A 13,990-nucleotide genomic window follows, 5' to 3' on the forward strand; every position below is an offset into this window, starting at 1 on the left:
ATATTTAAGATATGGCAAAAAACGAACCCATCAAACAACACTACATACCACGTTCCTACCTAAAAAATTTTGGTGTCGAAGCCAAAAAGGGCAACTATTTAGTAGATGCTTATAGACTTGAAGACGATTTGCTACTTGAAAAGATTAGCACGAAAAGTATCTGTTTCAAAAAAAATCTTTACACAATTCCGAATGCTGAAGTTGATAGGAAATACGATTTAGAACACCATTACGCCGAACACGTAGATTCAGAATTTCCCAAAATATATAGACTACTTGTTGATGAAAGTGTGAAAATATTGACCCCTGAGCAAAAGAAACAGGTATTATACGTATGTCTATCTCTTTACTTTAGAACACCAAGATTTCTTAATCATCAAAATGCCTTTACTGACCAAATTTTAGATAGAATGCTACTGTATGCAGACGAAAATGGCGAGGTGAAATTTACGTTTGAAGAAGAAAGACACGAGTTCAATATAAAGGATATAGATAAAGTTAGACAAGAATTTAAAGAGCGAAACAGGATTAAATTCTTGGTGCAGCACTTAGAGAAATGGAAAGAGTTTGTGGACTTTAAATATGATTGCACGATAAATGTCCATCGAATTAATGATAAAGATGCACCATTGATTACCTGCGATAATCCAGTATCTATACGTGGTATAAAATCAACGCGATTCGAAGGCCTTTTCAATCCTGACTCAGTAATAACTTTACCGTTAGATACTCAATATTATTTGGAAATCTTTCCGAACAGCATTGCTGATGGTCAAACTATAATTCATAGAATGGTTCACGATAGGGATTATGTGTTTACGACCAACGCTATCATTCAGAGTAATGCTGAGAAGTTGATAATTGGAAAGCCAGGAACAATAGAAAAACATTTCGAAATTCAATCAAGTTATGAAGAATCTGAAAATGGCGAACAATTTGTTGAAAAGGCAAAATTTAAGTTAGAGGAACTTCAAAAGTTTCATCAAATTTGTGAAAAGACGGGATTAACTTCGACTGAAACAATTGGTCAGCTTAAAAAGATGCTTAACCATAAATATTTCAAAGATGAAGACCAACTCATTAAGATGAAAAGGCTTTTAATTGCAACTGGACATTGGAAATAATTGTTGTCTATAAACTTAATGAGAAAATTAAATTTCTGTTAATCCCAATAAAAACTGTTAAATTTTTGTAATTTTGCAACGATGAAACAGGCTTTCCATAAAATATTATCCATTTCGATGGCCTTTGTAGTGATGTTCTCTACTATGTCATTTACTGTGGATATGCATTATTGTGGGGACAATTTGGTCGATTTCAGTTTATTCTCAAAAGCTGAAGGTTGCGGAATGGAAAAAGCGCAACCTACCAAAACTTGTGAGAATCCTAAAATGACTGAGAAATCTTGTTGTACTGACCAACAAATTGTAAAGGAAGGCAAAGACGACCTTAAAATATCTTTTGACACACTTTCTTTCGAGCAGCAAACGTTCGTCGCTGCTTTTACCTATTCTTATATAAACTTATTTGAAGTAACCGAATCTGAAGAAGTTCCTTTCAACGATTACCCGCGACCCTTTGTCAAACGGGATGTGCAAGTGCTGCACCAGACTTTCTTAATTTGATTTATTAGATTTTCAGAATGAAGCCCAACAGCTACGCTGTCGTGGGCTAAAACTCGTGTTTGCCATATTCTGCAACACGTAATTCCAATTATCTAATAATCAAATGCTATGCTAAATAAGAGCATTAAATTTCTCATAGAAAACAAACTTGTTGCCGTTCTACTACTCGCCCTATTTGTGGGTTGGGGCATCGTCAACGCACCCTTTAATTGGGAAACAGGCTTTTTGCCCACAGACCCAGTTGCCGTTGATGCCATACCTGATATTGGCGAGAACCAACAAATTGTTTTTACCAAGTGGCAAGGTCGCTCGCCACAGGATATTGAAGACCAAATCACATATCCGCTTACCACTTCCCTTCTTGGTATTCCAGGCGTAAAAACTATTCGTAGTTCTTCGATGTTTGGATTTTCCAGCATCTACATCATTTTTGAAGAAGACATCGAGTTCTATTGGTCGCGCAGTCGCATACTGGAAAAACTGAACTCACTTCCTGCAAACCTTTTGCCCGATGGTGTCAATCCATCTCTTGGGCCAGATGCCACAGGTCTGGGACAGATTTTTTGGTACACGCTGGAAGGTCGTGATAAAGACGGCAACGTAACTGGCGGATGGGATTTACAGGAATTGCGTAGCATACAGGATTACTATGTGAAATATGGATTGTCATCGGCAAGTGGTGTTTCTGAAGTAGCTTCCATTGGTGGCTATGTTCAGGAATACCAAGTGGACATTGACCCAGAAAAAATGCGCCAGTACAATGTGAGTATGGGCGATGTGGTTAAAGCCGTCAAACAGAGCAATCAAGATATAGGGGCACAGACTCTCGAAATCAATCAAGCCGAATACCTCGTACGCGGATTGGGTTACGTCAAGTCCATAGCAGATATTGAAAATGCAGTTGTAGATTCTGAAAATTTCACTTCCATCCGCATCAAAGATGTGGCTAACGTCCATTTGGGGCCTGCTACCAGACGTGGTATTCTCGATAAGGAAGGGGCCGAAGTCGTAGGTGGTGTCGTAGTCGCTCGCTACGGTGCAAATCCGTTGGAAGTTATCAATAATGTCAAGGCGCAAATTGCCGAAATAAGCTCTGGACTTCCCACAAAAACTTTATCAGATGGTCGCATTTCGCAAGTTACCATTGTACCATTTTATGACCGGACAGAACTCATACAAGAAACGCTGGGAACGCTCAATGAAGCACTCACTTTGGAAATCCTAATTACCATTTTGGTCATTATTATAATGGTTTTCAATCTGCGTGCATCCATCCTTATTTCAGGGTTGTTACCCGTAGCCGTTTTGATGGTTTTCATCACGATGAAGCTCTTTAATGTAGATGCAAATATCGTCGCACTTTCAGGTATTGCCATTGCCATCGGTACAATGGTGGACGTGGGCGTGATACTCGCCGAAAATATGATACGGCACTTGGAAGATGAAAAGTTACGCCTTAATGAAAACGGTAAAGAATACACCACAAACGAAATCATCTACAACGCAACTGCCGAAGTTTCCGGCGCTATCCTTACGGCAGTTTTAACGACCATAATCAGTTTCCTACCAGTATTCACAATGATAGGTGCTGAAGGTAAACTATTCCGCCCGCTCGCCTTTACTAAAACAATGGCACTCACGGCATCGCTCATTATTGCGCTGTTTCTCATTCCACCCATTGCGGCATTCCTTTTCCGTAAGACGAATTTGCGTGAACGGACACAGTACGTCATCAATGGCGCACTTGTTTTATTGGGAATTCTCGCCATCGTTTACGGCTTTTGGTTAGGACTAATTCTAATCGCCTTTGCCATCACATCATTTTTAAAGATGCGCGGTACGCTTTCGCAAAAGCGCAAAAACCTGCTTGACATCATCATTTCATCTATTGCTATCGTAGTTTTATTAGCAGAATACTGGCGACCATTAGGCTTTGACCGAAGCATTGTTATGAACCTGATATTTGTTTCCATCATCTGTTTTGGACTGCTCGGTGTGTTCTCGATTTTTAGGATATACTATGCGCGTATTTTGCGATGGGCACTTCAGAACCGATATCTGTTCTTAATCATTCCGGCTACGGTGCTCACGTTGGGCATCATCATTATGCGCAACACAGGTAAGGAATTTATGCCAGCACTCAATGAAGGTTCATTCTTATTGATGCCCACATCCTTACCGCACGCAGGCGTTGAAGAAAACAAACGTGTATTGCAACAGCTGGATATGGCGGTGGCAAGCATCCCAGAGATTGAAACTGTGGTGGGAAAAGCTGGAAGAACGGAAAGCGCACTCGACCCAGCACCACTTTCAATGTATGAGAATGTCATTCAGTATAAATCTGAATATATGCGCAATGCATCTGGCCAACGACAACGCTATAAAGTCAATGATGATGGATTGTTTGTACTGAAGAACGACAAATTCATTATCAATCCGAACAACGAGATAGATGAAGATGCCAACTATGACGAAATATCGCTAAAAACTACTGCCACACGCGAAGACTTGATTGAAGATGAAGATGGCGAGTACTACCGAAATTGGCGACCAGACATCGAGAGTCCAGATGATATTTGGAACGAGATAGTTCGAGTAACCAAACTACCAGGCGTGACATCTGCACCCAAGTTGCAACCCATCGAAACACGTTTGGTAATGCTACAAACGGGAATGCGTGCGCCTATGGGCATCAAGGTAAAAGGTCCGGATTTAAAGTCCATAGAAAATTTTGGACTGCAACTGGAAGACATCTTGAAACAAGCCGAAGGCGTTAAAGAACAAGCTGTCTTTGCAGACCGTATCGTGGGCAAACCCTACTTGCTCATCGATATTAAGCGAGACCAATTGGCTCGATATGGGGTGTCCATAATGGACGTGCAGGAAATCCTTCAAGTGGCCGTGGGCGGTATGCCACTAACGCAAACCGTGGAAGGTCGTGAGCGTTATGCCGTTCGGGTTCGCTATCCACGAGAATTGCGGGCAAATCCAGACGACTTGCATAATATCTATGTTCCTGTTGAAAAAGGAAGTCCCGTACCGCTGGGCGAATTGGTTGAAATTCGATACGAGCAAGGACCACAGGTCATTAAGAGTGAAGATACTTTTCTAATTGGCTATGTGCTGTTTGATAAACTCGATGGCTTTGCCGAAGTAGATGTGGTGGAAAATGCCCAAGCCTTAATTCAAGAAAATATTGATAACGGTTCGCTGGTCGTACCACAAGGCGTGAGCTATCGCTTTACGGGAACCTATGAAAATCAGTTACGAGCAGAAAAAACGCTATCGGTTGTCGTACCGCTTTGTTTGCTGGTTATTTTCTTGATTTTGTATTTCCAATTCAGGTCGGTTTCCACATCGCTTATGGTGTTTACCGCAATCGCCGTGGCCTTTGCTGGTGGCTTTATAATGATATGGCTATACGGACAAGATTGGTTTTTCAATTTCGGCTTTTTTGGCGAAAATCTGCGGGATTTGTTCAATATGAAAACCATCAATTTAAGTGTAGCCGTTTGGGTAGGTTTTATCGCCCTATTTGGTATTGCTACGGATGATGGCGTGGTAATGGCCACCTATTTAGACCAATCTTTCAAAAGCAACGAACCAGACAATAAAAAGGGCATTCGTCTCGCCACTTTGGAAGCCGCAGGTAAACGTATTCGTCCGTGTTTGATGACTACTGTAACTACGGTACTGGCACTACTTCCCGTACTTACATCCACAGGCAAGGGAAGCGATATAATGATACCGATGGCGATACCCATTTTTGGCGGAATGATAATCGATGTTACGTCCTATTTCCTACTGCCAGTCTTATATAGCTGGAAAAAGGAATACCAACTTAAAAAAGCAAACAGATGAAGAAATTAAAATATATACTGGTGTTCTTGTTTGTTTCCGCTTTCGCGAAAGCGCAACAATTACAATCCTACATTAAGGAAGCCGAAGCGAACAATCCAGAAATTCAAGCCTTTGAACTGCGCTATAATATTGCCGAAGAAAAGGTAAATGAAGCCAACTGGATTCCAAATACCGAAGTGAGTGCCGGCTATTTTGTGAGTGAGCCTGAAACCAGAGTCGGTGCGCAACGTGCACGAATAGGCGTAAAACAGATGTTGCCGTGGTTTGGTACCATTACCGCTCGTGAAAATTATGCCACCGCAATGGCAGATGCCGAATATGTGGATATCACGATTGCAAAGCGCAAGCTCGCACTTTCGGTTGCACAATCCTATTATCGTTTATATTCCATACGTGCCAAGCAAGCCGTACTGGATGAAAACATACAACTACTGGAAACCTACGAACGACTTGCACTCACATCTGTAGAAGTGGGCAAAGCGAGTGCCGTAGATGTGTTGCGACTTCAGATTAGACAAAATGAATTACACCAACAAAAGAAAGTGCTGGAAGAAGAATTTACAGCAGAACAAACGGCTTTTAACAATCTGCTCAACCGTGATTCGATGATGACGGTTATCGTCGTTCCAGAAATGGAAATTCCGCAGGAAGACCCATTTTACAACAATGAAGCGCTATCGCTCAATCCCGAACTGCTCAAATATGACAAACTCTATGAATCTGTAGCACAATCCGAACTGCTCAACCAACGTGAGAGTTTGCCTATGATTGGTTTTGGTGTAGACTACCTGCCCGTAACGGAACGTAGCGATGTCAACTTCAGCGATAATGGGAAAGATGTGTTGATGCCTATGGTTTCGGTTTCAATCCCCATTTTCAACAACCGTTACAAATCCATTTCAAAGCAAAACGAACTGCGACAGCAAGAAATAGAGACCCAACGGGAACAGCGATTGAATGTGCTGGAATCCGCTTTCGCGAAAGCACAATCACAACGTAACCAAGCGCGCATTGCATACGACACACAAGACCGCAACCTGAAACAAGCGCAGGATGCCGAAGAAATTCTGGTAAAAAATTATGAAACTGGCACTATCGATTTTAATGATGTGCTGGACATTCAGGAATTGCAGTTGAAGTTTCAGATGAATCAAATCGAGTCGGTGCAAATGTACTATGTACAATCGGCCATTATTAACTATTTAATCAACTAATTATGGTCAAGGATTTTTACATAAAGAATATGGTATGTGATAGATGCATCAAGGTTTTAAGGGATGGACTGGATAAACAAAATATCGAATTGTTACAAATCGAATTGGGTCGTTTGCGTCTCGATATCGAGAGCGATGATGAAATCGAAAAATTGAAAACTTTACTTGAAAGTAATGGATTTTCCCTAATTGGCAGTACCGAAGAAAAACTCACAGAGCAGGTCAAGGTAGAACTGATAAAGGCATTGCAAGAATTGCCTTTGGAACTCGATAAGAAATTATCCGCTCACTTAGCAGATGCATTAGGTCACGAGTATTCCAAAATCAGTAAGGTCTTTTCAATTACCGAAGGCATTACCATCGAGAAGTACTTCATCAAATTGAAAATAGAAAAGGTAAAGGAACTGGTACAGGCCAAGGAACTCAACTTTACAGAAATGGCACAGTTGCTTGATTATAGCCATATCAATCATTTAAGTGGCCAGTTCAAAAGCGAAACGGGAATGAGCCTAACAGCTTATAAATCCCAACAGAAAAATTTTAGGAATACATTGGACAAAATTATGTAGATAACAACCAAAATTATGACACAAGCTGTTGATTTACAGTGGTAATTTTATCCAAATAAAATTAAGAACTATGAAATATAAAATCACATTACTTCTAACAATGCTTATCACTTTTGGTGCAAAAGCCCAATTGGTAGCGAATGAAACTGAAGAAAATGTTGACAACTGGCCAGAACGGATTTATGACCTAACCATAGATTATGAAACCGTAAACTTTACGGGGAAGGATGTGCAGGCAATGACCATAAACGGTGGAATACCTGGTCCCAATCTTGAGTTTAATGAAGGTGAGTTTGCCATTATCAACGTTACCAATAAAATGGATGTGGAAACATCTGTCCATTGGCACGGGATGATATTACCTAATTTCCACGATGGCGTACCGTATTTGACCACACCACCTATCCGTCCAGGGGAAACCTTTCAATACAAGTTTGCATTGAAACAATCTGGAACCTATTGGTATCATTCCCATACTGGGTTACAGGAACAACGTGGGGTGTATGGTTCATTACAGATAAATCCAAAGGAAACCGATTTAGAATATGACAAAGATTTGGTCTTAGTGCTTTCGGATTGGGTAGATGAAAATCCACAATCTCAACTTAAAAATTTGAAGCGTGGCAATGAGTGGTATTTAATTAAAAAAGGTCAGGTTCAAAGTCTGGATAAATTAATTGCCCAAGGCGCAGTAGGTGCCAAGTTAAAGATGGCGTGGCAACGTATGCCAGATATGGCTATTTCAGATAATTATTTTGACAAGTTTTTTATCAATGGTGGTACTTCACAGGAATATCCAGATTTTCAGCCCGGCGAGCGCGTGAGGCTTCGATTTGTAAACGCAGCCGCAGCGTCTTATTTCTGGCTCACATTTGGTGGCGAAGACCCAATGCTCGTATCTGCCGATGGACTTGATGTGGTTCCAGTAGAACATAACAAAACTTTGATTGGCGTTGCCGAAACCTATGATTTTATAGTGACGATTCCAGAAAGTGGAAAACTTCAAGTAAGAGCTACGGCACAGGATGGTTCTGGCGAAGCTTCGGCATTTATAGGAACTGGAAATGTACTGGAAGCACCTGTAGTTCCAGAACCTAATCTTATAAAGAATATGAAGCAAATGATGTCTATGGGTATGAAGATGGGCGCACCTGCTTCAAAATTTAATCCTTCAAAAAACGATTCCATTCAAGTAATGGAAAAGTACAAAATGGATATGGGCGGAATGCAGATGAATAGTATGTCTATGATGGATGATAATATGAAAAAGGGTGAAATGGAAATGGATTCTACCAAGATGGCTCACAATAAAATGGACCATTCAAAAATGGATATGAAGAATGATAAAATGAAAATGTCCAAGTCAGAAATGAAGATGAACAAAGGCAAGGCCAATATGAAAATGGATGGCGGTATGGATATGGGCGAAATGAAAATGGGATATATGGTGCCAAAAGATAAAGTGGTAGGCGATAATATGAAAACGGGTGGTAATCCCGAGTTCAATTACAACTACTTAAGGGCTAAAGAACCTACCGAATTTGAAAACGATAAGCCCGTAAAGGAAATGCTTTTCAACCTTACAGGAAATATGAACCGCTACGTCTGGTCTATCAACGGTGTGCCCCTTTCAGAAACAGATAAGATAAAAATCGAGCAAGGCGAAGTCGTGCGTATCACACTTAACAATCTCACGATGATGCACCACCCTATGCACTTGCACGGCCACTTCTTTAGAGTATTGAACGAGAACGGTGAGTATTCACCACTAAAGCATACTGTTAACGTGGCACCAATGCAAAAAGTCGTATTTGAGTTTGCCGCTGATGAAACTGGTGATTGGTTTTTCCATTGTCACATCCTTTATCATATGATGAGCGGTATGGCAAGGGTTTTCAGTTACGATACACCTCGTGACGAACGATTAGAAGGCTACCCACTTACTAACCTTACCAACGAAGCAGACCACATATTCACTTGGGGCGAAATCACGGCTGCAAGTCATATGACCGAGCTTTACGCTACTGCAACAAATATCAGAAATCAATTTGCGCTAAGGGGCGAATATGGATGGAACAAAAATCTGGAAGCCGAGTTTACCTACGAGCGCTATCTCAATGATTACTTCCGAGTTTTTGGTGGTGTAAATGTAGAGAATGAAGGTGAGGACAGCCTTGAAGAAATAAACACAACCGCCATTGCTGGTGTACGATGGTTAATGCCATTGCTCATTAATTCAGATTTCAGAATTGACAGCAAACTGCGTCCACAGATAAGTTTTAGTACGGGCTTTATGATTTTTCCCCACCTTGGAATTTATGGCGAGTATGAATACCAGATGGACTTTGGCTGGGACGGCAAATTACCCGAAGGTCAGGACTTTGAAGAAGAAACCACGTGGCAAGTTGGACTTGAATACGTATTGAGCCGTGACTTCTCATTAATGGGAAGCTATGACAACCGCTTTGGCGCTGGTGGTGGACTCTCATTAAGATTTTAGAACAATTATTAACTTAAATAAATAACAAAAATGAAAACAGTAAAAAGAACAATAGGTACAATGGCACTTGCTGCTATAATGGTGTTAACGGTTTCCTGCAAGGATGGAAACAAAAATGAACCTGCTGCACCTATGAGCAACGAGATGCACCAAGAATCTATGGATGACAAAGACAATATGGCAATGAATGACAACCAAGATGCAAAAGCAGTCCTACAAGACTACTTTAAACTAAAAGATGCACTTGTCGAGACGAATAATGACAAAGCAAAACAATTGGGTGCCACGCTGGCAAGCACTTTAGGCAGTTTTGATGCATCGAGCTATTCAGATAACGAGCAACAAGAACTCAAGGATATTTTGGAAGACGCAATTGAACACGCAGAACACATTTCAGAAAGTGATATGGCACACCAACGTGAGCACTTTAAGATATTAAGCAAGGATGTTACCGATATGGTTGCCATTACCGGAACTGAGATGAAGATATACGAGCAATTCTGCCCTATGTATAAGAATAATGAGGGTGGTGCTTGGCTTAGTATGAACGAAGAAATTAGAAACCCCTATTTCGGTGACAAAATGTTGAAATGCGGTAAAGTACAGCGTGAAATCAACTAATTGAAGTTTATAAAAATCATAGCGTGGCTTGCCCTTGTGGCATTGATAGTGATTCAGTTCTTTCCAATAACCCTGAACGAGAGCGATACTGTACCGCAAAGTGATTTTATGGTCGAAAATCAAGTGCCTGCAACGATAAAAAATCGGTTGCAGGTTTCTTGCTACGATTGCCACAGTAATAATACAGATTATCCGTGGTATAGTAAGATACAGCCTGCGGCTTGGTATCTGGAAGACCACATACAAGAAGGTAAGGACGAACTTAATTTTAATGAATGGGCAGAATATTCAGACCGGCGAAAGAACAGTAAACTTCGGTCTATCATAAGCCAAATTGAAGAAGATAAAATGCCATTGGATTCTTATACACTCATTCACAAGGATGCAATTCTTTCAGATGAAGATAAGAGGGTGATAATAGATTATATGACAGCGTTAAAAGACAGTTTGGAATAAAGTCCTGATATGGGAAGGGAAAGTTGATGGTTGGTTAGTTAGTAGCCCTTCCCTTGTCAGGCACAATAAAAAATATTAGAAAAATGAATAATGACATAAATGAATTTGAATAAAAACCCTTAAAAACAAACAGGATGAATGCACTTAGAAAAACTACAATATTCGCATTAATTATAATAGCAACAAGCCAAGTGTTCGGACAAGATACAAACACAGAAAAGCAAGCCGTACTTAAAGTAATGAAAACCTATAAGGATGCGCTGCAAAACCTAACGACTGAAGGTACCTTTGAGTTGTTCACAAACGACTCGGAAGTTTTTGAGTCCGGTGGTGTTGAGGGTTCCTATGCGCACTATATAGAACACCATTTGGGACCAGAATTAGGACACTTCAAGAAGTTTGAATTTTCAGATTATGAAATTGATGCAGAAGTAGATTTGCCCTATGCATTTACTACCGAAACTTACGTCTATACCATAGTTCTCAATCCCGATGATAATGGCAATACCCGAACTATAAAGAAAAAAGGGGTGGCGACTTCTATCCTTAAGAAGATAGATGATAAATGGCAGATAGTTAAAACACATTCATCATCCAGAAATGTTAAATAATTTTTAGCCAATCATAAAATGACACACACCTATCACATACACGGAATGACCTGTAATGGTTGTAGAACGCACGTAGAAGAAACGCTCTCTAAAGTTGAAGGTGTTACCAATGCAACTGTCAATTTAGAAAAAGCCGAAGCGACCATTGAAATGCAATCCCATATTCCCATCGAAAAATTTCAAGAGGCGCTGAAAACGAACGGTGGGCAATACAGCATCCATCAGAATGGGGAACATCATCATACCCACGATAAGAAGAAAGTAGATAAACCCAAAGGCAAAGGAACGGGAACGTTCTATTGCCCGATGCATTGCGAGGGCGACAAGACTTACGACAAACCAGGCGATTGTCCTGTTTGCGGGATGGATTTGGTTGAAGAAGTGAACCTAACGGCTACTTCCGACACCCAATATACCTGTCCGATGCATCCCGAAATTATTAAGGATGAACCGGGAAGCTGTCCAATTTGTGGGATGGATTTAGTTCCTATGGAACCCGATTTATCCGCAGAAGAAAAGACCTATAAAAAACTGCTTAAAAAGTTCTGGATAGCGGTCGCTTTCACATTGCCCATTTTTATCATTGCAATGTCCGAAATGCTGCCCAACAATCCATTATATGATGTTTTAGAATTAAACTATTGGAATTGGATTCAATTTGCGCTCTCTATCCCTGTGGTATTCTACGCTACTTGGATGTTCTTTGAACGTGCCTACCGCAGTATAAAGACGTGGAACTTAAATATGTTTACGCTTATCGGTATCGGTGCAGGTGTTGCTTGGCTGTTCAGCGTGTTCGGGATGCTCGTTCCCGATTTTTTCCCAGACCAATTCAAGACCGAGGCAGGTACCGTTCACGTCTATTTTGAAGCGGCAACGGTCATTCTAACTTTGGTATTGCTTGGGCAGGTTCTGGAAGCTCGTGCGCATAGCAAGACCAATTCCGCAGTCAAGGAACTTTTAAAATTGGCACCTAACAAGGCTGTAAAGGTAGTTGATGGCGAGGAACAGGAAGTGGCCATCGATGAAATTGAATTGGGTGATATTCTGCGTGTAAAGCCGGGCGATAAGATTCCTGTGGATGGCGTTATTACCGAAGGCGAAACTTCTATAGATGAATCGATGATTACGGGCGAACCCATTCCTGTAAACAAATCAGTAGATGATAAAGTAAGTAGCGGAACTATCAATGGCAATCAGTCCTTTTTGATGAAAGCTGAAAAGGTTGGGTCTGACACTTTGTTATCACAGATTATACAGATGGTCAATGATGCCAGTCGAAGCCGTGCACCCATCCAAAAGTTGGCCGATACCGTTTCGGGATATTTCGTGCCAATCGTTGTTATAATCGCTGTTGTTACATTTGCCGTTTGGGCAATTTGGGGCCCAGAGCCAGCCTATGTTTATGCTTTGGTCAATGCGATTGCCGTATTAATTATCGCCTGTCCCTGTGCTTTGGGGCTTGCGACACCAATGTCTGTAATGGTCGGCGTTGGCAAAGGTGCGCAGAATGGTGTGCTTATTAAAAATGCCGAAGCCCTTGAAAAAATGGATAAGGTCGATACTCTCATTGTCGATAAGACCGGAACGATAACTGAAGGAAAACCTACAGTTGAGAAAGTGGGTTCTTTTGAGAAGGGGTTTACCGAAACCGAAGTACTACAATACATTGTTTCCTTGAACAGCCAAAGTGAACATCCGCTGGCGGAAGCCACCGTAAAATATGGAAAAGAACAAAACGCAGAGTTTTTAAAAGCAGATGGATTTAACGCAGTAACTGGAAAAGGCGTTGAAGGTGAAGTGAACAATAAAGAAGTGGCTTTAGGTAACGCCAAAATGATGGAACAGGCAAATGCTACACTTACCGAAGCTATGGAAAACGAGGCACAATCCTACCAAAAACAAGGGAAAACGGTTTCCTATCTCGCTGTAGAAGGTCAAGTTGTAGGCTACGTCGTTATCGGCGACAAAATCAAGGAAACGAGTGCAAAAGCTATCAAGGATTTGCAGAATAAGGGAATTGCGGTCATTATGCTTACTGGTGATAATCACGACACCGCCCAAGCTGTCGCAGATGAGCTTAACCTTGCCGATTTTCAAGCAAGTATGCTACCAGAAAACAAATTGCAGGAAGTCGAGAAATTACAAGAGCAAGGCAAGGTGGTTGCAATGGCAGGCGATGGTATCAATGATGCACCTGCACTCGCTAAAAGTGATGTAGGTATCGCAATGGGAACAGGTACGGATGTTGCCATTGAAAGTGCAGCCATTACCTTGGTGAAAGGCGATTTACACGGTATCGTAAAGGCAAGAAATCTAAGTGATGCAGTAATGCGCAATATCAAACAAAACCTCTTTTTTGCAATGATTTATAACACGCTGGGTATCCCTATTGCAGCAGGACTACTGTATCCGTTTTTTGGAATACTCTTATCGCCAATGATTGCGGCTTTGGCGATGAGCTTCAGTTCGGTATCGGTAATTGCCAACTCATTACGTCTAAAAAGTAAAAACATATAATCTAACTAATTAA

At 41.1% G+C, this 13,990-nt stretch carries 10 protein-coding genes; all 10 read left to right on the forward strand.

What is annotated here, in order from left to right; translation table 11 throughout:
* Positions 1-11 precede the first annotated feature (11 nt).
* Positions 12-1,124 carry a DUF4238 domain-containing protein gene (locus tag CLV82_RS01345; protein WP_133642509.1) on the forward strand — a complete coding sequence of 371 codons (1,113 nt, stop codon included), beginning with the start codon at positions 12-14 and terminating at the stop codon, positions 1,122-1,124.
* Positions 1,125-1,205: 81 nt separating this feature from the next.
* Positions 1,206-1,625 (forward strand): HYC_CC_PP family protein, encoded by a 420-nt coding sequence (locus tag CLV82_RS01350; protein WP_133642510.1) that lies wholly within the window; start codon positions 1,206-1,208, stop codon positions 1,623-1,625.
* 108 nt (positions 1,626-1,733) lie between these two features.
* Positions 1,734-5,486, forward strand: coding sequence for an efflux RND transporter permease subunit (locus CLV82_RS01355; protein ID WP_133642511.1), 3,753 nt, complete (start codon positions 1,734-1,736; stop codon positions 5,484-5,486).
* Entirely contained in the window at positions 5,483-6,700 is a 1,218-nt protein-coding gene (locus tag CLV82_RS01360) for a TolC family protein (protein ID WP_133642512.1), read from the forward strand. Before CLV82_RS01355 ends, CLV82_RS01360 begins: the two co-directional genes overlap by 4 nt.
* A 2-nt stretch (positions 6,701-6,702) precedes the next feature.
* Positions 6,703-7,269 (forward strand): helix-turn-helix domain-containing protein, encoded by a 567-nt coding sequence (locus CLV82_RS01365; protein ID WP_133642513.1) that lies wholly within the window; start codon positions 6,703-6,705, stop codon positions 7,267-7,269.
* Between the two features lie 70 nt (positions 7,270-7,339).
* Positions 7,340-9,769, forward strand: coding sequence for a multicopper oxidase domain-containing protein (locus CLV82_RS01370; RefSeq protein ID WP_133642514.1), 2,430 nt, complete (start codon positions 7,340-7,342; stop codon positions 9,767-9,769).
* Between the two features lie 30 nt (positions 9,770-9,799).
* Entirely contained in the window at positions 9,800-10,390 is a 591-nt protein-coding gene (locus CLV82_RS01375; protein ID WP_133642515.1) for a DUF3347 domain-containing protein, read from the forward strand.
* Positions 10,391-10,846, forward strand: a complete 456-nt coding sequence (locus CLV82_RS01380; protein ID WP_133642516.1) for a heme-binding domain-containing protein — start codon at positions 10,391-10,393, stop codon at positions 10,844-10,846. It abuts the gene before it with no gap.
* A gap of 134 nt (positions 10,847-10,980) precedes the next feature.
* The gene (locus tag CLV82_RS01385; RefSeq protein ID WP_133642517.1) at positions 10,981-11,457 is read left to right on the forward strand and encodes a nuclear transport factor 2 family protein; all 477 of its coding nucleotides are present in this window, start codon (positions 10,981-10,983) and stop codon (positions 11,455-11,457) included.
* Between the two features lie 18 nt (positions 11,458-11,475).
* Positions 11,476-13,977, forward strand: coding sequence for a heavy metal translocating P-type ATPase (locus CLV82_RS01390; protein ID WP_133642518.1), 2,502 nt, complete (start codon positions 11,476-11,478; stop codon positions 13,975-13,977).
* Positions 13,978-13,990: the final 13 nt, after the last annotated feature.

Source organism: Zeaxanthinibacter enoshimensis (assembly GCF_004362865.1).
Lineage (GTDB): Bacteria > Bacteroidota > Bacteroidia > Flavobacteriales > Flavobacteriaceae > Zeaxanthinibacter > Zeaxanthinibacter enoshimensis.